The sequence below is a fragment of the Paenalcaligenes sp. GW821-LYS-B07-1 genome, from assembly GCF_058803365.1.
Window position 1 is genome coordinate 2,437,434 of the sequence record NZ_CM179516.1, and the last position, 21,624, is coordinate 2,459,057.

The 21,624-nt window shown below is 49.9% G+C and carries 19 protein-coding genes; 2 read left to right on the forward strand and 17 right to left on the reverse strand.

The genetic code is table 11. The annotated features are described in order from the left end of the window. Positions 1–480 (reverse strand): 2-C-methyl-D-erythritol 2,4-cyclodiphosphate synthase, encoded by a 480-nt coding sequence (gene ispF, locus AC3QL0_RS11670; protein ID WP_493008631.1) that lies wholly within the window; start codon positions 478–480, stop codon positions 1–3. Positions 481–483: 3 nt separating this feature from the next. Next, entirely contained in the window at positions 484–1,200 is a 717-nt protein-coding gene (ispD, locus tag AC3QL0_RS11675) for a 2-C-methyl-D-erythritol 4-phosphate cytidylyltransferase (RefSeq protein ID WP_493008632.1), read from the reverse strand. Between the two features lie 13 nt (positions 1,201–1,213). On the opposite strand from ispD, the gene mfd reads away from it, so the two are divergent. Together mfd and AC3QL0_RS11685 are read left to right on the forward strand one after the other, a co-directional pair. Then, positions 1,214–4,687, forward strand: coding sequence for a transcription-repair coupling factor (gene mfd, locus AC3QL0_RS11680; RefSeq protein WP_493008633.1), 3,474 nt, complete (start codon positions 1,214–1,216; stop codon positions 4,685–4,687). A 317-nt stretch (positions 4,688–5,004) separates the two neighbouring features. Beyond that, on the forward strand, positions 5,005–5,856 hold the full coding sequence (locus AC3QL0_RS11685; protein ID WP_493008634.1) for a DMT family transporter: 852 nt from the start codon (positions 5,005–5,007) through the stop codon (positions 5,854–5,856). 70 nt (positions 5,857–5,926) lie between these two features. Here the strand turns inward: AC3QL0_RS11685 and serB are convergent, their stop codons facing one another. The 15 genes from serB to AC3QL0_RS11760 form a co-directional block, all read right to left on the reverse strand. After that, entirely contained in the window at positions 5,927–6,778 is an 852-nt protein-coding gene (serB, locus tag AC3QL0_RS11690) for a phosphoserine phosphatase SerB (protein WP_493008635.1), read from the reverse strand. Positions 6,779–6,880: 102 nt separating this feature from the next. After that, on the reverse strand, positions 6,881–7,432 hold the full coding sequence (locus AC3QL0_RS11695) for a DUF2818 family protein (protein ID WP_493008636.1): 552 nt from the start codon (positions 7,430–7,432) through the stop codon (positions 6,881–6,883). Positions 7,433–7,442: 10 nt separating this feature from the next. Beyond that, complete coding sequence (gene nuoN / locus AC3QL0_RS11700) at positions 7,443–8,933, reverse strand: NADH-quinone oxidoreductase subunit NuoN (RefSeq protein ID WP_493010986.1); 1,491 nt, start codon at positions 8,931–8,933, stop codon at positions 7,443–7,445. 9 nt (positions 8,934–8,942) lie between these two features. Beyond that, on the reverse strand, positions 8,943–10,430 hold the full coding sequence (locus AC3QL0_RS11705) for an NADH-quinone oxidoreductase subunit M (protein WP_168246776.1): 1,488 nt from the start codon (positions 10,428–10,430) through the stop codon (positions 8,943–8,945). Between the two features lie 11 nt (positions 10,431–10,441). Then, positions 10,442–12,448 carry an NADH-quinone oxidoreductase subunit L gene (nuoL, locus tag AC3QL0_RS11710; RefSeq protein WP_493008637.1) on the reverse strand — a complete coding sequence of 669 codons (2,007 nt, stop codon included), beginning with the start codon at positions 12,446–12,448 and terminating at the stop codon, positions 10,442–10,444. Positions 12,449–12,464: 16 nt separating this feature from the next. Then, on the reverse strand, positions 12,465–12,773 hold the full coding sequence (nuoK, locus tag AC3QL0_RS11715) for an NADH-quinone oxidoreductase subunit NuoK (protein ID WP_493010987.1): 309 nt from the start codon (positions 12,771–12,773) through the stop codon (positions 12,465–12,467). Next, complete coding sequence (locus tag AC3QL0_RS11720; RefSeq protein WP_493008638.1) at positions 12,773–13,408, reverse strand: NADH-quinone oxidoreductase subunit J; 636 nt, start codon at positions 13,406–13,408, stop codon at positions 12,773–12,775. Before AC3QL0_RS11720 ends, nuoK begins: the two co-directional genes overlap by 1 nt. Positions 13,409–13,426: 18 nt before the next feature. Beyond that, a complete protein-coding gene (gene nuoI, locus AC3QL0_RS11725; protein WP_135861454.1) occupies positions 13,427–13,915 on the reverse strand; it encodes an NADH-quinone oxidoreductase subunit NuoI in 489 nt (162 codons plus the stop codon). 20 nt (positions 13,916–13,935) lie between these two features. Beyond that, on the reverse strand, positions 13,936–15,009 hold the full coding sequence (gene nuoH / locus AC3QL0_RS11730; RefSeq protein WP_493008639.1) for an NADH-quinone oxidoreductase subunit NuoH: 1,074 nt from the start codon (positions 15,007–15,009) through the stop codon (positions 13,936–13,938). After that, complete coding sequence (gene nuoG, locus AC3QL0_RS11735; RefSeq protein ID WP_493008640.1) at positions 15,010–17,340, reverse strand: NADH-quinone oxidoreductase subunit NuoG; 2,331 nt, start codon at positions 17,338–17,340, stop codon at positions 15,010–15,012. 15 nt (positions 17,341–17,355) lie between these two features. Next, positions 17,356–18,720: an NADH-quinone oxidoreductase subunit NuoF gene (nuoF, locus tag AC3QL0_RS11740; protein WP_493008641.1), complete on the reverse strand. Its 1,365-nt coding sequence runs from the start codon at positions 18,718–18,720 to the stop codon at positions 17,356–17,358. Beyond that, positions 18,717–19,211 carry an NADH-quinone oxidoreductase subunit NuoE gene (gene nuoE / locus AC3QL0_RS11745; protein WP_493010988.1) on the reverse strand — a complete coding sequence of 165 codons (495 nt, stop codon included), beginning with the start codon at positions 19,209–19,211 and terminating at the stop codon, positions 18,717–18,719. The genes nuoF and nuoE overlap by 4 nt, the downstream gene beginning before the upstream one ends. Before the next feature lie 30 nt (positions 19,212–19,241). Then, complete coding sequence (locus AC3QL0_RS11750) at positions 19,242–20,495, reverse strand: NADH-quinone oxidoreductase subunit D (protein ID WP_493008642.1); 1,254 nt, start codon at positions 20,493–20,495, stop codon at positions 19,242–19,244. Between the two features lie 5 nt (positions 20,496–20,500). Next, the gene (locus tag AC3QL0_RS11755) at positions 20,501–21,112 is read right to left on the reverse strand and encodes an NADH-quinone oxidoreductase subunit C (RefSeq protein WP_430222885.1); all 612 of its coding nucleotides are present in this window, start codon (positions 21,110–21,112) and stop codon (positions 20,501–20,503) included. Between the two features lie 33 nt (positions 21,113–21,145). Continuing rightward, on the reverse strand, positions 21,146–21,622 hold the full coding sequence (locus tag AC3QL0_RS11760) for a NuoB/complex I 20 kDa subunit family protein (RefSeq protein ID WP_493008643.1): 477 nt from the start codon (positions 21,620–21,622) through the stop codon (positions 21,146–21,148). Between the last annotated feature and the right edge of the window lie 2 nt (positions 21,623–21,624).

The window sequence follows — 21,624 nt, forward strand, 5'->3', positions numbered from 1 at the left end:
TTAATCACGCCACAGCAGCACGGCTACTGTGGCGGCTATACCTTCCTTACGGCCTAAGTAACCCAATTCTTCGTTGGTTTTTGCTTTGATATTGACACGGTCTGTTTCCAATGACAGATCGGCAGCAATATTGGCCACCATAGCCGCAGCGTGCGGACCAATCTTAGGTGCTTGAGCATGTACGGTGGCATCCACGTTGACTACTTTCCAACCTAAAGCTGCTACCAACGCCATCGCATCACGCAATAATACTCGGCTGTCTGCCCCTTTATAACGCGGATCAGTATCTGGGAAATGCCTACCTATATCCCCCAACGCTGCAGCTCCCAGCAGGGCATCTGTCACGGCGTGCAGCAATACATCGGCATCTGAGTGCCCTGCTAAACCGTGCGTATGGGGAATGGTGACACCACCAATAATCAAATTACGCCCTTCTACCAGAGCGTGTACGTCAAAACCTTGTCCTACACGAATATCCATGGCTTATAACCACCTATCCATCAACCCAAAATCTTCTGGCCACGTGACTTTCAAATTACGTTTAGAGCCTGCTATCAGCAAAGGTTCTACACCTTGCAATTCCACCGCAGATGCTTCATCTGTAATAGTTGCACCTTGTTGATGCGCTTTTTGTAAGCACGCTAACAAGAAGTTGGCTTTGAACATTTGCGGAGTCTGCGCCAACCATAGGCCTTCGCGATCTACTGTTTGCTCACTGCGAGCCAGTTGGTCTCCTTGCAACGGCGCTTGGCGTTTTACCGTATCGGTAACAGGCCACGCTAGCAACCCACCTTGATCCTGCTCTAAACACGTAGAAATCAGGCGATCTAAATCTTCTACTGGCACACCGGGACGCGCTGCATCGTGTACCAATGCCCATGTTTCATCATCGGCTTTTAAATCTTCTAGCGCTTGGCGTACAGTTTGATCTCGAGTATCACCACCACAATGACGCCACACAGTGCGCTCCAAACCATGTAAACAAGATTCCACCCAAGTGTCTTCCCTGCTTACAATAACCCTTATCTGACTAATGCGTGGTTCACGCAATAGCGCTTGTACAGTACGGCGCAACATAGGTTCACCACCTATCAAAGCGTATTGTTTAGGCACTGTGGCTGACAACAACACCGAACCAGCACGGCGAGCCCGCGTACCTACGCCTGCTGCCGGTACAATTGCAATAATTTTTTTACTCATATAATCCCTTACCATGAGCTCCCTGACTTCATCCAACACCTCTGCCGCTCTGTCTTTACCCAGCACTGGCGAGTTGCTGAAATCGCTGAAGCCAGGGCAACGCTATACCCAGTCTTTACCACCTGGTTCTGGCGATGCTTGTCTGCTGGCTGATCTAGCCCAGCGTAGTGCACGCCCCCTAGTCATTCTATGTGCCAACCCGTTGGATGCATCACGACTGGCCGACGAACTACCCTTATTCATTCCCAGTTTAAACATACGTCAGTTTCCTGACTGGGAAACTCTGCCCTATGATGGTTTTTCGCCGCATGAAGCCTTAGTGTCTTTGCGATTGCAAACCATGCATGCCCTGCAGCAAAAAACCGTCGATGTACTGACTGTACCGGTTAGCACTGCATTGTACCGTTTGGCACCACCTTCCTTTTTAGCCGCTTATACATTCTCGTTTAAGCAAGGCAGCAAACTGGATGAAAACCAACTGCGCGAACAGATGGTGCTAGCTAATTATAATCACGTCACCCAAGTTACCGCACCCGGTGAATTCTGCGTGCGTGGTGGATTGATTGATATCTTCCCCATGGGCTCAGCTCTGCCCTACCGTTTGGACTTATTTGACGACGAAATAGAATCCATACGTGCCTTCGATGCCGATACCCAGCGTAGTCTGTATCCAGTGCCTGAAGTACAGTTGCTGCCTGGGCGAGAATTCCCTATGGATGAGGCAGCCCGCAATCTGTTTCGTAGTCGCTTTAGAGAGGTGTTCGAGGGAGATCCTTCTAGAGCCCTGCCCTATAAAGACATAGGCAATGGCATTGCTTTTGCCGGCGTGGAATACTACCTACCACTGTTTTTTGACGAAACCGCCACACTATTTGATTACCTAAGTGATCAGGCTCTAGTGGTAACACATGGTGATCTGCCGCAAGCAATTGAGCACTTTCACACCGACACCCATAGCCGCTACACCTTCTTGAATGCCGACAGAGAACGCCCAGTACTGACTCCCCATGCGTTATTCCTGAATGAAACCGAGTTGTACTCACGACTCAAAGAGTACCCAAGGCTGAGCCTACAAACCGGTGCTCCTCACCCGGATTTCGAGGCTTTGCCCGAAGTTGCTGTGAACCGCCGCTCTGAAGACCCCGTTGCAGCACTACGTAGAGAGATCACAGACCCCAAACGTCGCACTGTGCTGTGCGCAGACTCGGCTGGTAGACGCGAAACCTTGGGGCAAATGCTGCAAGAATTTGGCGTACACGTGCCATCCATTCCCTCAGACCTGCAAGACTTCCTACAATCAGATGCCCATTTTGCACTGGTAGTAGCGCCGCTTTCCCAAGGCTTTGCCTTGCAGGAAGCAGCCATTAGCATCCTCACCGAAAACGATTTATACCCTACCCAAGCGCGCGCTCAACGTCGCCGTGGCAAACAAGAAAAAACCACAGATGTGGAAGCCATGGTGCGCGACTTGTCCGAGCTGCGTGAGGGCGATCCCGTTGTACACAGTGAGCACGGCATTGGACGCTATTGCGGCTTGATAGAGATGGATCTGGGCGAAGGCCCGATGGAACTGCTGCATCTTGAGTACGCAAAAGAAGCCACCCTGTATGTACCCGTCTCGCAACTGCACCTGATTTCGCGTTATAGCGGCACAGACGCAGACTCAGCCCCCTTGCACCAATTGGGCTCAGGACAGTGGGAGAAAGCACGCCGCCGAGCCGCCAAACAAGCACGTGACACCGCAGCCGAACTGCTAGATCTGTACGCCAAACGAGCTTTACGCACTGGTAATCAGTACAAACTGCCCTTTAGCGACTACGAAGAATTTTCTGCAGGCTTCGGTTTTGAGGCCACACCCGATCAACAAGGTGCTATTGATGCTGTGTTGGACGACATGCGCTCTAGCCGCCCAATGGATAGGCTGATCTGCGGTGATGTAGGGTTTGGTAAGACTGAAGTAGCTTTACGCGCAGCATTTCTCGCCGTAGCAAATGGCATGCAAGTCGCCTTGCTGTGCCCCACCACTCTATTGGCAGAACAACACGCACAAACCTTTACCGACCGTTTTGCCGACTGGCCAGTACGCGTAGCAGAGCTATCGCGCTTCCGCTCTGGCAAAGAAAGCAAACAAGCTATTGATGGTTTAGCGTCTGGGCAAGTGGATATCGTCATTGGCACACACAAGATTTTGTCATCCAGTGTGCAATTTAAAAATCTAGGCTTGGTCATTATTGATGAAGAGCACCGTTTTGGTGTGCGTCAAAAAGAAGCGCTTAAAGCTTTACGTGCCGAGGTGGATATACTCACGCTAACCGCTACACCAATCCCCCGTACGCTGGGGATGTCACTGGAAGGTATACGCGACTTTTCTGTCATCGCCACAGCACCACAAAAACGTTTAGCCATTAAAACCTTCGTACGCCGTGAAGACGGTAGCACCATACGCGAAGCTTTATTACGCGAACTGAAGCGTGGTGGTCAGGTGTACTTCTTGCATAACGAAGTAGAAACCATTCAGAACCGTAGAGCCCGTCTAGAAGAGTTAGTACCTGAAGCACGTATAGGTGTCGCACATGGCCAAATGCCAGAGCGCGAACTAGAAAGCGTGATGAAAGACTTCTACCAAAAACGCTTTAATGTCTTGTTGTGCACCACGATTATCGAAACCGGTATTGACGTACCAAGTGCGAACACCATCGTTATCCACCGGGCCGACCGTCTGGGCTTGGCGCAGCTACACCAGCTACGTGGCCGCGTAGGACGCTCCCACCATCAAGCCTATGCCTACCTGCTCACCCCGGGTGAAGACGCCATTACCAGCAACGCTAAGAAGCGCTTGGAGGCCATTCAAGCCATGGAAGAGCTGGGCTCTGGTTTCTTCTTAGCCATGAACGATTTAGAAATTCGTGGTGCAGGCGAAGTGTTGGGTGAACATCAGTCTGGCAATATCCAAGAAATTGGTTTTTCCATGTACACCGATATGCTGAATACGGCTGTCAAAGCCTTGAAGGCTGGCGAAGAGCCTGATTTAGACAGCCCATTTACTAGTGGCTGCGAAGTGAACTTGCGCGCCTCTGCACTGTTGCCTGCCGATTATTGTCCTGATGTACATGCCCGCTTAGGCTTATACAAAAAACTATCACATGCAGCAGATAACGATGAATTGAACAGCCTGCAAGAAGAACTGATAGACCGTTACGGCCCCCTGCCTGAAGCAGCACAGACCTTGATGGCCGTACATCGCATTCGTTTAGTCGCCGAGGCATTAGGCATTACCAAAGTAGATGTGACTGCTGATTACGCCAATATTCAGTTTTCCAGCAAACCTAATGTTGATCCTATTACCTTGATTGAACTGGTACAGAAAAACAAACACATACGTTTTTCCGGCCCTGACAAACTGAAGGTAGAAATGCCCGCTGACGTAGATTGGAAGCAACGATCACAACAGGTTCTCACCTTACTACAACGTATAGGTAGAGCCTAAAAACAACGTTAAACTACTTGCCCACGCAAAAAACACTCGTTATAGTGGGCAGGTACAGTTCACTTTACAGAACCCATTCATGTCATTAACTACACACCACTCTACTCGCGCTTGCCCTACTTGGGCGGCTGGTGTGCGCGTGAATGCGGCTAATCCTCCCCCTCCCTCATCTATAGCACCCCCAGTGATGTCTAGCGTAGTTGTAGCTCGCGTCGTAGCAGTAGTCTAACGACCACATCACGTCTTCTCGACTTTCACCTATCGCCTACAAGGCGACTGATTGTTGACGCATATAGTTTCTATTAGATGAGAACATCATGTCATTTTTTAATCCAGCATGGTCAGCACATGCTGCCATGGGTTTATTTGTCTTGTTATGGGGCAGTGCCGCCCTTTTCACCCGCTGGGGCCTAGATTACGCCTCTCCTACGGTCTTATTGCTATTGCGGTTTTCGTTAGCCATGGGCGCTTTATTGCTTTTAGGCTTACGTAGACCCATCTGGCCTGCTAAAGGGACTAGGCTGCAAGTTGCTAGTACCGGATTGCTGTTAGTAGGTGGCTACTCAATCTGCTATTTCCAATCCATGGCACACGGTATTACCCCTGGTCTCCTGGCGACACTATTAGGTACGCAGCCGGTGCTTACGTTGCTACTGACTGAGCGCAAATTCTCGGTGTGGCGATTAAGCGGTTTACTACTCTCTATGGCCGGTTTAGCGCTAGTAGTATGGCAAGGTGCCTCCGTAGTGAATATCTCCACGCTAGGCTTGATTTACGGCTTAGGAGCACTAGCCTGCATCACCTTTGGTTCGCTCAAACAAAAGCGTATTCAACAAGCCCCCGATGCCGTGTTACCACTGCAGTATGTGATGACCCTGCTTTTGTGTGTCGTGGTACTACCTTTTGAGACCCAAACACTTCATCTGGACTGGGGTTTACTCATTCCATTGCTCTGGCTAGGTTTAGTCATTTCTGTAGCTGCACAATTACTGCTGTATCGCATGATACGTTCTGGCAACCTCGTCAACATCACTAGTTTGTTTTACCTAGTGCCTGTTGTCACGGTGATTATGGACTACGTGTTTCTTGGCAATGCTCTACCCGCTTTAGCACTGGTGGGAATGGTGGCTATTCTTGCTGGTTTGGCTCTGGTATTTAGAAAAGCCTAAACGCTGTTCGCCACAAAAAAGCCTGCATGCTCATCACATGCAGGCTTTTTTCATGACTAGCGAAGGCTATTTAGAAACTCAGTCTAAACCAGTTAATAATGCCGTCTAGCGGTGCATGATTCAACGCATAGCGCGCTTGCTCTTGCACTACTGGTTTTGCTCTGTATGCCACTGAGTAATACGCCTTGGCCATCATTTTCAAATCGTTAGCACCATCACCAACAGCAATGATCTGCTCTGGTGTAGCGTTTAGCTCTGCAGCCAAACGTGCTACGTGATCTGCCTTGGCTTGTGCATCCAAAATATCACCCAATACACGCCCCGTCAGCTTGCCATCACGTACTTCCAGCGTATTGGCATAAGCTTCATCAATACCCAAACGAGCCTTCAGCTTTTCAGTAAAGAAAGTGAAGCCACCTGACACCAACAAAGTGCGTACACCGTGTTTTTTAGCTTCGCCTACTAAGCGCTCAGCGCCTGCATTCAGATTCAAACGCTGTTCGTACACCTGCTGCAATGCAGACTCAGGCACACCTTCCAACAACGCCACACGTCGAATCAGGCTCTCAGAGAAATCTTTAATCTCGCCTCGCATCGCGGCTTCAGTGATCGCGGACACTTGCTCTTTACGGCCTACTGCGGCGGCAATTTCATCAATACACTCGATATTAATGAGCGTGGAATCCATATCCATTGCCAAAATACGGCACTCGCGCAGTAGTTGGATGTTGTCCAAGAAAGCGAAATCTATACCTTTACGTTCGCACTCAGCTTGCACTACCTCTTTGCAACTTGCGTCTGCTTGCAACAGACGCACTACGGTAGGACCAAGCTCCTGCACGCCATTTGCGCTAACCAAAGCGGCGATTTTCTCTATAGCAACAGGATTAAGACATGGAGACTGAAGAATCAGATGTGACATGATACGTACGCACAAAAAGAAAACCCTTTGCCCACACTACCAAACCGAATCAAGAGGCATAGTAGTAGTTCAAAGGGTTACAACACGGAAAGAAATAACGTATTAGTACAGACCGTCTGCTGCCATGGCTGCTACACCACGGCGTCGTTTCACCAAGTAGCGGAACACAAAGCCTGGATAGCCTAACACCACGTACAAACACAGGCCAATGGCATAGAACTCCCAGCGCTGTGGAAAAACGTTACCTTGACTGGCTTCAAAGGCAAAGCCCAGAACCCCCATCAACACAAACAGTATGACAAACTCTATAAGACGTGTAATCACACCTTTTTCAATAGCAGGCTGACTGCGTAACCAGAAACCTGGCAACCACATCAACACCGCAAACACCACAACCACTGCTGCTACTGTTAACAGAAGCACAGTGCTGCTATTGAAAAAAGCACGGGAAATATAGTAATGCGAGGCATAGGCAGCGGCAGCAACCAGTGCTGCCATCACCACACAGCGCAACAGCCTGATGGCTGTCGAACCTTCTGCCTCGCCTACGTGACGCCAAGGCATACAGAACAGGGGACGTTGAACAATAAAGGGAAGATTAGCCGTCACAAACGCTAGTGCAATCAAAACCCAAACTGCCGTGCCCTGTCCCATACATTACCTCTTAGTAGAAAACCAACGAATCACGGATAACTTGCACACACAGTGCCAGCAAGCCGCTGGGCAGTATACCGTAAACCAGCACCAACAAACCATTCAGAGACAGGATGCCGCCAGTTACCCAACCCAAAGACAATGGTTCTGCATTTTTCTCTTCTGGTTCGTCAAAGTAAGCCACTTTAACAACGCGCAGGTAGTAGAACGCACCAATCAAAGACATCAATACCGCTACGATCGCTACGCTGATGTAACCAGCACCAATCACTGCTTGCAAGATAGCCAGTTTAGCGTAGAAGCCAGCCAGCGGAGGAATACCTGCCAACGAGAACATGGACAGCAACAGTACAAACGCCAAGACTGGGTGACGACGGTTCAAACCTTTAAAGTCATCAATGTTTTCACATTCGAAACCTTGGCGGCTCAGCACCAGCATCAGACCAAACGTGCTCAGCGTAGTCAGTACATAGATCACAGCGTAGAACAAAGAAGCACCGTAAGCGTCTTCGTTCACCAAGCCATCTGCACCTACACCAGCCATGAAGCCCAAGAAGATGAAACCCATGTGCGACACAGTGGAGAACGCCAACATACGCTTGAAGTTGGTCTGCATGATCGCTGTCAGGTTACCGATAATCAGCGAAGCAATCGCCAACAACATCAGCATTGGCTGCCAATCAATAGCAATACCGTGCAGTGCTTCGATCAACAGACGCAGAGCCATTGCGACAGCTGCCAATTTTGGCGCAGCAGCAATCACCAGCGCTACCGTTGTAGGAGCACCTTGATACACGTCAGGTGTCCACATATGGAAAGGTGCTGCAGTCAGTTTGAAACCCAAACCAGCCACGATAAACACCACGCCAAACACCAGTGTCAGATGGTTCGCTTCACCTGTGGAAATCGCAGCAGCGATTTGACCCAGATTCAACGTGCCAGTTGCACCGTAGATCATGGACATACCGTACAAGAAGATACCGGAAGCCAATGCGCCCAGCACAAAGTACTTCATGGCTGCTTCGACGGAAGTCTGGTGTTCGCGACGCAATGCTACCAATGCGTACAACGCAAAGGACATCAGCTCTAGGCCCAAGTAAGCCATTAACAAGCTGCCAGCAGAGATCATCAGCATCTGACCCAACAACGCCATTAAGGTCAGCGTGTAGAGTTCACCACCGTTTTGCAGCAGACCACGATCTTCAGCGTAACCACGCCCATAGATCAACGTAACCGCTACAGCGATGTAAGACACAAACTTCAGGAAGTGGGACAGTGGATCAACCACATACAAACCACTGAAAGAAGTGCCGTACATGTCGGCATTCCACTGCCACAACGTGACACAAGCCACGATCACCAGTGAAACCAGCGACAGCACAAACGTGCTGTGGCGGTTTTCACCTTTATTAAAAGCATCGAACAGCAGTACCAGCGCTGCTGAGATCAGCAACACAATTTCAGGTAGCGCTAACGCGAAATCAAATGAATTTTCCATAATCTTCCAGGCCTACAGTTTCGATACAGACACATGCTGCAACAGTGCATCAACCGAAACGTGCATGACTTCTGTGAACGGTTTTGGATACACACCCATGTACAACACAGCAATTGCCATCACAGCCATGATGAAGAACTCACGACCACTTAGGTCAGGCATGCTGCGCACGTTGTCATTGGTGATGGGGCCGTACGCTACGCGTTTCAGCAACCACAGCGAATAGGAAGCACCGGTAATCAGAGCCGTAGCAGTCAACAGACCAATCCAGAAGTTGTACTGCACAGCACCCATGATCACGGTGAACTCACCGATAAAGCCACTGGTACCAGGCAAGCCGGCGTTAGCCATGGAGAACAGTACGAAGAAGGTCACAAAACGTGGCATTACGCTCACTACACCACCGTAGTCAGAGATTTCACGTGAGTGCAAACGGTCGTACAGCACACCAATACACAGGAACATCGCGCCAGACACGAAACCGTGGGAAATCATCTGCATGATCGCGCCTTCCATACCGGTGGCGTTGAAGATGAAGAAACCCAGCGTCACGAAACCCATGTGCGCAACGGAAGAATACGCCACCAGTTTTTTCATGTCTTTCTGAACAATCGCTACCAGACCAATGTAGATCACGGCAACCAGAGACAGAGTAATCATGAAACCAGACAGAGTGTGCGATGCATCAGGAGCAATAGGCAACGAGAAACGCAAGAAGCCGTATGCACCCAATTTCAACATGATTGCTGCCAGCACAACGGAACCACCTGTAGGCGCTTCCACGTGAGCATCAGGCAACCATGTGTGTACAGGCCACATTGGAACTTTCACAGCAAATGCCATGAACAATGCCAAGAAGATCAAGATTTGCGGTTTGATTGGCAAGGCCACATCGTGCCACGTTTTGATATCAAAACTGCCACCGGATACGTTCCACAGATAGATGAACGCTACCAGGGTCAACAAAGAACCCAGCAAGGTGTACAGGAAGAACTTGAACGATGCGTACACTCGACGTGGACCACCCCATACCCCGATGATGATGTACATAGGGATCAAGGTAGCTTCGAAGAAGATGTAGAACAGCATACCGTCGGCAGCTGCAAACACACCAATCATCAAACCGGACAAGATCAGGAACGCACCCATATATTGGGCTACGCGATCCTTAATGACTTCCCAACCAGCCAACACCACAATAATAGTGATGAAAGCAGTCAGCAAAACGAACCACAACGAAATACCATCCACACCTAAGTGGTAGTTGACGGAAAACGTCTGGATCCAGGGAGTCAGCTCTACAAACTGCAGATCAGCTGTACTGGGGTCGAACCCCGTGTACAGCGGAATTGTTACCAGAAAACTCGCAATCGCACCAATCAGCGCCAAAGTACGCGTGAAGTTGGCACGGTCATCGCGCCCCAGTGCCAGCACCAGAAGGCCGGCAACGATAGGCACAAAGATTGAGAGCGATAACCAGGGAAATGTTGAAGACACCATATCGCTTGCCATTATTTAACCGTCAGCACAAAGAATGTCAGGAGCACCACAATACCGATGATCATGGCAAAAGCGTAGTGGTAGATGAAACCGGATTGGATACGGCGAGATACCGCAGCCACCCAACCTACTACACGAGCGCTACCGTTGACGATCAGACCGTCAATCAGACCTGCATCTGCCCCTTTCCAGAGACCAGTACCCAAACAACGAGCACCGCGAGCAATGACCTGTTCGTTGAACCAGTCCACGTAGTATTTGTTTTCCATGACCTTGTTGATAAACGCTGTGTTGCGTTTAATCGCGGCCGGCACAGCTGGGTTAATCAAGTAGCAATACCATGCTACGACCATACCCGCTACCACCAGGAAGAATGGCACTGTCACAAAACCGTGCAAAGCGTATGCCATCCAGCCTTGCCACCCGGAAGCCAACTCAACAATTGCTGGGTGTTCTTCTGGATGAACGGTGATGATGTTGTCAAAGAAACTACCGTACAGCAGTGGATCCACAAACCAGATACCTGTGATGATGGATGGCACAGCCAACAACAGCAAAGGTACAGTCACGACCCATGGGGACTCGTGAGGATTGCCTTCCAGCGCATGGTGATCGCCCAACGCTTCTTTAGAAGGATTGCGGAAGTTTTCTTTACCGTGGAATACCAGGAAGTACAGACGGAAAGAGTACAGCGATGTCACAAACACGCCAATCAGCACACTGTAGTACGCAAAGTTTGCACCCCACAAACCAGCTTCAGCGGCAGCATGTGCTGCTTCAATGATGCTTTCTTTGGAGTAGAAACCAGAGAAGAACGGTGTACCAACCAATGCCAACGTACCGATCAAGAATGTGATCCATGTGATAGGCATGTATTTACGCAGCCCACCCATTGCACGGATATCTTGATTGTGATGCATACCGATAATCACAGAACCTGCACCCAAGAACAGCAACGCTTTAAAGAAGGCGTGTGTCATCAAGTGGAAGATCGCTACGGAGTATGTCGATGCACCCAGTGCCACAGTCATGTAACCCAACTGGGACAATGTGGAATACGCCACAACACGTTTAATATCGTTTTGGATAATGCCCAGCGCACCCAAGAACAACGCACCAATCGCACCGATCACAATGATCAGAGACAACGCTGTGGTGGAATGTTCGTACACAGGTGAGAAACGAGCCACCATGAAGATACCAGCTGTCACCATCGTCGCCGCGTGAATCAACGCGGAAATAGGTGTAGGACCTTCCATGGAGTCAGGCAACCAAGAGTGCAGAGGTACCTGAGCAGATTTACCCATAGCACCTACGAACAGCGCAATACATGCCACTGTCAGCAATTGCCAGTCAGTACCTGGAAATTTCATGGTGCTCAGTTGTGCTACATGCGCGAACACATCGTCGTAACGCATGCTACCTGTGTAGGCGTACAGCAAACCAATACCCAGCACAAAACCGAAGTCACCAACACGGTTCACCAAGAAGGCTTTCATGTTTGCGAAAATCGCAGTTTTACGCTCGTACCAGAAACCGATCAACAGGTAAGAGACCAGACCCACTGCTTCCCAACCGAAGAACAACTGCAACATGTTGTTAGACATGACCAGCATCAACATTGAGAAAGTAAACAGCGAGATGTAAGAGAAGAAACGCTGGTAGCCTGGGTCTTCAGCCATATACCCGATGGTGTAAATGTGCACCATCAGAGATACGGAAGTAACCACAACCATCATCAGTGCAGTTAAGCGGTCAATCAGGAAACCGATTTCCCAGCTTACGTTACCAATAGTGGCCCATGTGTACACAGCACCGTTGTAGGTTTGACCATCAATGGTCTGCATCAACACCATCACCGAACCGATGAAGGAAATTAACACACCCAAAATGGTGATACTGTGTGCCGCTTTCTTGCCGATAAAACGGCCCAGAAAGCCGGTACCAAAAAGACCAGCCACCATGGCCCCGACCAGGGGAGCCAATGCAATAAGTAAATAAAGACTTGGTGAGTTCATAGTATGTGCGATCCCATCAACCCTTGAGCTGGTCAAGTTTGTTTACGCTAATCGATTGCAAGTTACGGAACAGCAATACCAGAATTGCCAGACCTATAGCTGCTTCAGCAGCTGCAACGGTTAACACAAAGAAAACAAAAATCTGCCCTGCAACATCACCTGACCAGGTAGAAAATGCAACGAAGTTTATGTTCGCGGAAAGCAGGATCAGCTCGACGGACATCAAGAGGATCAGCAGATTGCGGCGATTGAAGAAGAAACCCAACAAACCGATAGTAAACAGGACGGCACCTAAAACCAGATAGTGCGTCAACCCTAGTGTCATCATTGTTTATCTCCAGCGCTGTTAGTTTCTGAAGCAGCAGATGCTTGTTCCACTTGTGCAGTCATACTTACCAGACGCAGACGGTCTTCAGCACGTACTTTGACTTGTTTGGAAGAAACTGTGCGCTTCACATCGGAACGGCGACGCAGTGTCAACGCAATAGCGGCTACCATACCTACCAGCAGGATTACCCCACCCACCTGTACAGCCATCACATACTCGGTGTACATCAGCACACCCAGCACTTTAGTGTTGTTGTAGTTTTCAGGCATTACAGCAGCCTCAGGTGCTTCCACCCAAGCGCGCAACAATACAATCGCCATTTCGGCAATCATGATCAGACCCACGATGGAGCCCACTGGCATGTAGGCCTTGAAGTGCTCTGTCACAGATGGCATACGCACATCCAGCAACATGATCACAAACAAGAACATCACCATTACGGCACCAACGTAAACCACGAGGAGCAACAGGCCCAAGAACTCGGCCCCCATCGAGATCCACAGCATTGCTGCCGTAAAAAATGTCAAAATCAAATGCAGCACGGCTGTCACTGGGCTGCGTGCCGTGACTACACGGAACCCAGCGATGACAAGAACCAGCGCCAGCACGTAAAACAGAATCGTTGAAAACATGAGTATTCTGCTCCTGTCTTAGCGGTAAGGCGCATCAGCGGCACGTCGCTCAGCAATTTCGGACTCGTAACGGTCACCTACTGCCAACAACATTTCTTTTGTGAAGTACAAATCGCCACGTTTCTCACCATGGTATTCGTGGATGTGTGTTTCCACGATGGAGTCAACTGGGCAACTTTCTTCACAAAAACCGCAGAAAATGCATTTAGTTAAATCGATGTCGTAACGTGTAGTACGACGTGTACCATCGGCACGCTCGTCTGATTCGATAGAGATGGCCAAGGCTGGGCAAACTGCTTCGCATAATTTACAGGCAATGCAGCGCTCCTCACCATTGGGGTAGCGGCGCAATGCGTGCAAGCCACGAAAACGCGCCGAGGTAGGCGTTTTTTCCTGTGGATAATGCAGCGTAATTTTGCGGCGGAAAAAGTAACGCCCAGTCAGACGCATCCCTTTCAGCATCTCGGACAGCATCAGGCTGCCAAAAAAATCTTTAATCGCTTCCATAATTATTTAGCCCCCGAGCCTTATTGCCAGATGTTCCAGGGTGTCTGCATCCAGATCGCGACTACCAGCAGCCAGATACCTGTCAGCGGAATAAACACTTTCCAGCCCAAACGCATGATTTGGTCATAGCGGTAACGTGGGAATGTCGCACGGAACCAAATGAACATCGACACAACAACAAAGGTTTTCAGACCCAGCCACAACCAGCCTGGAATCCAGGTAAAGGGTGCAAAGTCAACGATTGGCAACCAGCCGCCCAAGAACATGATGGATGCCAGAGCCGACAACAAGATCATGTTGGCATATTCGCCCAGGAAGAATAGAGCAAAACCCATACCTGAGTACTCTACCATTGGGCCCGCAACAAGCTCGGACTCACCTTCCACCACGTCAAATGGGTGACGGTTGGTTTCTGCCACAGCAGAAATCACGTAAACCACAAACAATGGCAATAGCGGCAACCAGTTCCATGACAGGAAGTTCAAACCGCTATCAGCAAACATACCTCGATCTTGGCTCAAAACGATTTCGCTCAGGTTCAATGTGCCGGATACCAACAAGACAGTAATCAGCACAAAACCAATCGCCAACTCGTAAGACAACACCTGAGCAGCTGCACGCAGACCACCCAACAATGCATACTTAGAGTTAGAAGCCCAACCTGCCACAATCACGCCGTACACCCCCAGAGACGTAATCGCCAAGATGTACAACAAGCCTGCGTTAATGTTTGCCAAGACCACTTCTGGACCAAATGGAATCACCGCCCATGCTGCCAAAGCAGGCATCAACGTTACCACTGGCCCCAATAGAAACAGCACTTTATTGGCCTTGCTAGGCACAATAACTTCTTTGGTCAATAGTTTGAACACGTCAGCAAAAGGTTGCAACAAACCACCTGGACCCACGCGGTTTGGACCTTTACGAGAGTGCATAAAACCAATCATCTTACGTTCCCAGTATGTCAGGTAGGCTACGCAGATGATGATCGGCAAAGCGATACATACGATTTTGATCAGTGTCCACACCACATACCATGCGGTAGGACCAATCAAACCTTCGCCGAAGTTTTGAATAGTAGTCAGCAGTTCCATTTAGACACGCTCCACTGTCAGTTGACCGAAGCTGCTTCCCAACGATGCAGTTTCTGCAAACGCGGTCGCAATACGTACGCAACCCGATGCCACCGTGTCATCCAATTGAACTGGCAAGACGGTTTCACCTTGAGCAGAACGTACACGTACACTTTCACCGTCAGCCAGCGACATTTTTTCAAGTGTGACAGCATTCATGCGCGCTGTAGGCAACGCACTTGCAGGTGTTTGTTGCAATGGTTCAGCACGGCGTACCAACGCATCTGTACGGTAAATAGGTACATCAGTGACGCGCTCTAGACCTTCAGCAGCAGCAATCAATGCTGGTTTAGCATTGATTGTGTTGTTCAGGCGGGACTCAATACCTGCTGCCAGTACGGTGTCGCGAACGGACTCGGAAGTCTCGTCATCAAAACCATCCAACTGGAACAAGTTACCCAACACACGTAGTACTTTCCAACCAGGGCGAGTTTCACCCAGAGGAGCCGCAGCACCTTTGAAGCTCTGTACACGACCTTCAGCGTTCACGAAAGAACCTGAAGTTTCTGTAAATGGAGCAATTGGCAACATCACATCAGCCCACTCTTCCGCAGCACTGCGAAATGGTGTCAATGCAACGGACAACGCTGCTGCTTTCAGTGTTTCCACTGCGCGTGCACCGTAGTCGCTATCAAAAGCTGGCTCTGTGTGCAGTACAAAGTAAGCACGCAGGCTTTGCGCCAACATTTGCTCAGCCGTCAATGCACCGTTTGCAGGCACAGCGTTAGCCAAGTAACCACCAACAGTGTTACCACCAGTAGTCAACCATCCCAATGTTGCTTTAGCTGCTGTAGCTGCTGCAGCGGCATTCGCTGCAATGACGCTAGCTTGATCGCTAGACACTACAACGTTACCCAAGAACACAGCCACTTTCTCACCAGAGCTCAAGCTCTCAGCAATGCGTCGTGCTTCTGCGCTAACTTGAACGCCAGCCAACTCAGCAGGAACGGCTACACCAGCAGCCTCAGACAATGCTACAGCCACCTCAGCCACTGCGTTAGCAATTTGGCTAGGTGCAACCGTCATACGCTGGTGGATATGCGCAAAATGCGGATCATCAGCAGCGGAGTCGATGAAGGACACTTGCGCACCTGCTTTCACTGCTTGACGTAGACGTTGTGCCATCAATGGGTGATCTTTACGCAGGAAGGAACCGACGACCAGAACACGATCCAACTCGTTCAACTGAGTCAATGGCATACCCAACCATGGAGTACCTGCCAATGCTTGATCCAAACGTGCGTCAATCTGGCGCAAACGGAAGTCAATGTTCTCTGAACCCAGAGCACGCATCAAACGTGCCAACAAGGCCAACTCTTCCGTTGTAGCTGTTGGACTACCCAAACCGCCAATTTGATCTGCACCGAATTTTTCACGTATCGCATTCATCGCGGCCACTACGTGTTGTAGTGCATCGCTCCAAGATGCTTCACGCCATGTACCGTCACTACCACGAATCATTGGGTGTGTCAGACGGTCTTCGGTGTACAAACCTGTGTAAGAGAAACGATCACGGTCGCTGATCCAGCACTCGTTTACTGCTTCATTCTCAAAAGGTACTACGCGCAACACGCGGTCCATTTTGGACTGAACAACTAGGTTTGCACCCATACTGTCGTGTGGACTTACGGAATGGCGACGCGCTAATTCCCATGTGCGTGCTTTGAAGTGGAACGGTTTAGACAACAGCGCGCCAACTGGGCACACGTCAATCATGTTACCGGACAACTCGGACTCTACAGCACGGCCCACGAACGTTGTAATTTCCGCGTGTTCGCCACGATTCAACATACCCACCTCTTGCAGACCAGCGATTTCTTCGCCAGTACGCACACAGCGTGTACAGTGAATGCAACGTTGCATAGCCTCTGTGGAGATCAGTGGCCCCATTTCTTTGGCCACGACCACACGTTTTTCTTCCTGATAACGGGATTCAGAGCCGCCATACCCTACGGCCAAATCCTGCAACTGACACTCACCGCCCTGGTCACAAACCGGGCAATCCAATGGGTGATTAATCAGCAGGAATTCCATCACGCTTTTCTGCGCGGCGATGGCTTTTTCCGAACGTGTACGTACCACCATACCGTTTGTCACTGGTGTCGCACACGCAGGCAAAGGTTTAGGGGCTTTTTCAACATCAACCAAACACATACGGCAGTTAGCCGCAATGCTTAGTTTTTTGTGATAACAGAAGTGCGGCACATACACCCCAGCGTCCTGTGCAGCCTGGATAACCATGCTGCCTTCAGGAGCTTCTAGTTTGATGCCGTCGATGGTGAGTTCTACCATTAGTTCGTCCTGAGCCTACAAATATTTGGGCACCACACAGTCACTGTGCTCGATGTGGTGTGCGAACTCGTCGCGGAAATGTTTGATGAAGCTGCGTACTGGCATAGCCGCCGCATCCCCCAACGCACAAATCGTACGACCCATGATGTTTTGGGCGATTTCGTCCAACATATCCAGATCTTCAGGTCTACCCTTGCCGTTCTCGATACGATGAACCATGCGCCACAACCAACCTGTACCTTCACGGCACGGTGTACATTGACCACAGCTTTCGTGCTGATAGAAGTACGACAAACGCAGTAGGCTCTTCACCATGCAACGAGTGTCATCCATGACGATTACCGCGCCAGAACCCAGCATAGAGCCTGCTTTGGCAATGGAGTCATAGTCCATGTTTGTGGCCATCATGATGTCTGCTGGCAATACCGGCGCAGACGATCCACCAGGAATCACCGCTTTCAGCTTGCGACCTTCGCGCATGCCACCAGCCAATTCCAACAGCGTTGAGAATGGTGTGCCCAATGGGATTTCATAATTACCAGGACGTTGAACGTCACCAGAAATTGAGAAAATCTTTGTACCACCAGCGTTAGGCAAGCCAATTTCTTGGTATGCCTGTCCACTGTTACGGATAATCCAAGGCACTGATGCAAAGGTTTCCGTATTGTTAATAGTGGTTGGTTTGCCATACAAACCGAAGCTTGCAGGGAATGGTGGTTTAAAGCGTGGCTGACCTTTTTTACCTTCTAAGGATTCCAGCAAAGCTGTTTCTTCACCGCAGATGTATGCGCCATAACCGTGGAACGCATGCAACTGGAAGTTAAAGTCGGTGCCAAACAGTTTGTCACCCAAGAAACCAGCTTTACGCGCTTGCTCCAACGCTTCTTCAAAGCGTTGATAGACTTCAAAAATTTCACCGTGGATGTAGTTGTAGCCAACACTAATGCCCATGGCATACGCAGCAATGGCCATGCCTTCAATCACGATATGTGGATTGAAGCGCAACAAGTCACGGTCTTTAAATGTACCGGGCTCACCCTCGTCAGAGTTACAAACCAAGTATTTTTGACCTGGTAATGTACGAGGCATGAAGCTCCACTTCAGGCCTGTAGGGAAACCTGCACCGCCACGACCACGCAAAGCGGACGCTTTCACTTCAGCAATAACTTCATCTGGCGTCATGCTGGTTACGACTTTACGCAGAGCTTCATAGCCACCACGCTTAACGTAATCTTCCAAACCCCAGTTTGTACCGTCTAGGTCTGCCAACATTTGAGGCTGGATATGGCGGCCATGAAAAATCATGCTGCGCGATAAATCATTAGCTGGATCGGGGGTTAAACCCTGAGCCAATTTTTTCAAGATATCAGGTGCGCTCATGCAGACTCTCCCTGTTTTCTGAGCTCATCCAACATGGCGTCAATACGCTCAGCTTCCATACGCACACACATATGCTGGTTATTCACCAGCATCACAGGCGCATCACCACAGGAGCCCATGCATTCGCCTGAAATCACAGTGAACAAGCCGTCTGCTGTTGTTTCACCGTACTCCACACCCAATTTTTCTTTTAGGTACTCACCAGACTTCACACCATCACGCAAGGCGCAAGGCAGGTTAGTGCATACAGAAATGGTGTAACGGCCAGCAGGACGCGTCTGGAACATGTTGTAGAAGGTGGCTACTTCCTGTACCGCAATCGCGGGTACACCTAAGTAGTTCGCCACATCTTCAATTACCTCGGTAGACACCCAACCCAACTCCTGCTGGGCAATCGCCAAGGAGGCCATAATGGCTGAGCGTTTTTGGTCATCGGGGAACTTCAACAGTTCCTTGTCGATGCTTTGATAAGCTTTTTCGGAAAGCAGCATAGTTTGATTCCGTTCTTCCATGGTGATGCCTTAGCGGTCGATCTCGCCGAACACGATATCCTGTGTACCAATGATCGTGACAGCGTCAGCAATCATATGGCCACGGGACATTTCGTCCAACGACTGCAAGTGCACAAAACCAGGTGCACGAATCTTCATACGGTAAGGCTTGTTACCACCATCTGACACCAAATAAATCCCGAACTCACCTTTAGGATGCTCAACACCAGCGTAAACCTCGCCTGATGGAACGTGCATACCTTCGGAGAACAATTTAAAGTGGTGGATCAAATCTTCCATACCTGTCTTCATGCGTTCGCGTGAAGGAGGTGCCACTTTATGGTTGTCGGTAATCACTGGACCTGGGTTGTTACGCAACCACTGGATACACTGGCGAATGATGCGGTTACTTTCACGCATTTCAGCCATACGAACTAAGTAACGGTCGTAACAGTCACCATTAGTACCCACAGGAATATCGAACTCCATGCGGTCGTATACTTCATAAGGCTGTGTCTTGCGTGTATCCCACTCCACACCAGAGCCACGCAGCATAGGGCCAGTAAATCCCAGCGCTTTAGCGCGTTCTGGAGTCACAATACCCACGTCTACCAAACGCTGTTTCCAAATACGGTTATCCGTCAGCAAGGTGTCGTATTCGTCAACACATGCAGGGAAGCGATCAGTAAAGTCTTCCAAGAAATCCAACAACGAGCCTGACCTAGCTTCGTTCATGGCTTTCAATTCTTTTTCGCTGCGGTATTTATTGCCCTGGTACAAAGCCATAGTATCTGGCAGGTCGCGATACACACCACCTGGACGGTAGTATGCAGCGTGCAAACGTGCACCAGATACAGCTTCGTATGCATCCATCAAGTCTTCGCGTTCACGGAACGCGTACAAGAACACCGCCATAGCACCCACGTCTAGCGCGTGAGAACCTACGGACATCAGGTGGTTCAGGATACGGGTAATTTCGTCGAACATCACGCGGATGTACTGAGCACGTAGAGGAACTTCAACCCCAACCAAACGCTCTACTGCCATGCAGTAAGCGTGCTCATTCACCATCATAGACACGTAGTCCAAGCGATCCATATATGGCAATGCTTGCAAGAACGTGCGGTGCTCAGCCAATTTCTCTGTCGCGCGGTGCAACAGACCAATATGTGGGTCAGCGCGTTGAATAACTTCGCCGTCCAATTCAAGCACCAGACGCAACACACCGTGTGCGGCAGGGTGTTGAGGACCAAAGTTTAGCGTGTAATTCTGAATTTCTGCCATGGTACTTAGCGCCCCACTCCGTAATCGTCTTCGCGAACCACACGTGGAATAATTTCACGCGGCTCAATAGTGACAGGCTGATAGATAACCCGTTTCTGTTCTGCGTCGTAGCGCATTTCCACATAGCCGGAGATAGGGAAATCTTTGCGGAAGGGGTGACCGATAAAGCCGTAATCGGTAAGAATGCGGCGCAGATCAGGGTGACCTTCAAACACAATACCGTACAAATCGAAGGCTTCACGTTCGAACCAGTTCACTGTAGGCCATACGTGGAACAGTGTAGGTAAAACGGGGAAGTCATCACCAGGCACAAAGCAGCGTACTCGCATGCGGCAGTTATGTTTAACTGACAGCAAGTGAATCACTACTGCAAAGCGATGTGGGAACAAGGAGGGATCAAAGTCGTAAGTGGGAGCACGCCATGCTGAGTAATCCATACCGCAGAGATCCATACAGATTTCAAAAGACAAATCTTTATGGTCACGTAGAGTGGTACAGGTTTGCACCCAATCGCTAACTGGCACTTCAAGTGTCAGCTCGTTGCGATCCAGTGTCAGCGCAGCTTCTTCACCAAATACGGCGAGAATGTTTTTTTGTAGCGTTTCTAGTCGTGTCATGATGTACGTACCTAGCTAAAACAGACCCGACGCTTAACGCGCGATGGTGTTGGTTAAACGAATTTTGTTCTGCACCTGCAGCAGGCCATAGACCAGCGCTTCAGCAGTTGGCGGACAGCCCGGCACATACACATCCACCGGAACAACACGATCACAACCACGAACAACTGAGTACGAGTAGTGATAGTAGCCACCGCCGTTGGCACAGGACCCCATGGAAACCACCCAACGTGGCTCAGCCATCTGGTCGTACACCTTGCGCAAGGCAGGCGCCATTTTGTTGCACAAAGTACCAGCTACGATCATCACGTCAGACTGACGGGGGCTAGGACGGAAAATGATACCGAATTGGTCTAAGTCATAACGGGCAGCACCCGCATGCATCATCTCTACCGCACAACAGGCCAGCCCGAATGTCATCGGCCACATGGAACCTGTTTTCGCCCAGTTCAGCAACTTGTCTGCACTGGTAGTAATAAAACCTTCTTTCAAAATGCCGTCTATAGCCATAG

Coding starts and splice junctions, on each gene's coding strand:
- serB (WP_493008635.1), bottom strand. CDS start 6,778: ATGTCACATCTGATTCTTCAGTCTCCATGTCTTAATCCTGTTGCTATA.
- nuoI (WP_135861454.1), bottom strand. CDS start 13,915: ATGGAAGCGATTAAAGATTTTTTTGGCAGCCTGATGCTGTCCGAGATG.
- ispD (WP_493008632.1), bottom strand. CDS start 1,200: ATGAGTAAAAAAATTATTGCAATTGTACCGGCAGCAGGCGTAGGTACG.
- AC3QL0_RS11685 (WP_493008634.1), top strand. CDS start 5,005: ATGTCATTTTTTAATCCAGCATGGTCAGCACATGCTGCCATGGGTTTA.
- mfd (WP_493008633.1), top strand. CDS start 1,214: ATGAGCTCCCTGACTTCATCCAACACCTCTGCCGCTCTGTCTTTACCC.
- nuoK (WP_493010987.1), bottom strand. CDS start 12,773: ATGACACTAGGGTTGACGCACTATCTGGTTTTAGGTGCCGTCCTGTTT.
- nuoG (WP_493008640.1), bottom strand. CDS start 17,340: ATGGTAGAACTCACCATCGACGGCATCAAACTAGAAGCTCCTGAAGGC.
- nuoL (WP_493008637.1), bottom strand. CDS start 12,448: ATGAACTCACCAAGTCTTTATTTACTTATTGCATTGGCTCCCCTGGTC.
- AC3QL0_RS11705 (WP_168246776.1), bottom strand. CDS start 10,430: ATGGTGTCTTCAACATTTCCCTGGTTATCGCTCTCAATCTTTGTGCCT.
- AC3QL0_RS11695 (WP_493008636.1), bottom strand. CDS start 7,432: ATGGGACAGGGCACGGCAGTTTGGGTTTTGATTGCACTAGCGTTTGTG.
- nuoE (WP_493010988.1), bottom strand. CDS start 19,211: ATGCTGCTTTCCGAAAAAGCTTATCAAAGCATCGACAAGGAACTGTTG.
- nuoH (WP_493008639.1), bottom strand. CDS start 15,009: ATGGAACTGCTGACTACTATTCAAAACTTCGGCGAAGGTTTGATTGGT.
- AC3QL0_RS11755 (WP_430222885.1), bottom strand. CDS start 21,112: ATGACACGACTAGAAACGCTACAAAAAAACATTCTCGCCGTATTTGGT.
- ispF (WP_493008631.1), bottom strand. CDS start 480: ATGGATATTCGTGTAGGACAAGGTTTTGACGTACACGCTCTGGTAGAA.
- AC3QL0_RS11760 (WP_493008643.1), bottom strand. CDS start 21,622: ATGGCTATAGACGGCATTTTGAAAGAAGGTTTTATTACTACCAGTGCA.
- nuoF (WP_493008641.1), bottom strand. CDS start 18,720: ATGAGCGCACCTGATATCTTGAAAAAATTGGCTCAGGGTTTAACCCCC.
- AC3QL0_RS11720 (WP_493008638.1), bottom strand. CDS start 13,408: ATGTTTTCAACGATTCTGTTTTACGTGCTGGCGCTGGTTCTTGTCATC.
- AC3QL0_RS11750 (WP_493008642.1), bottom strand. CDS start 20,495: ATGGCAGAAATTCAGAATTACACGCTAAACTTTGGTCCTCAACACCCT.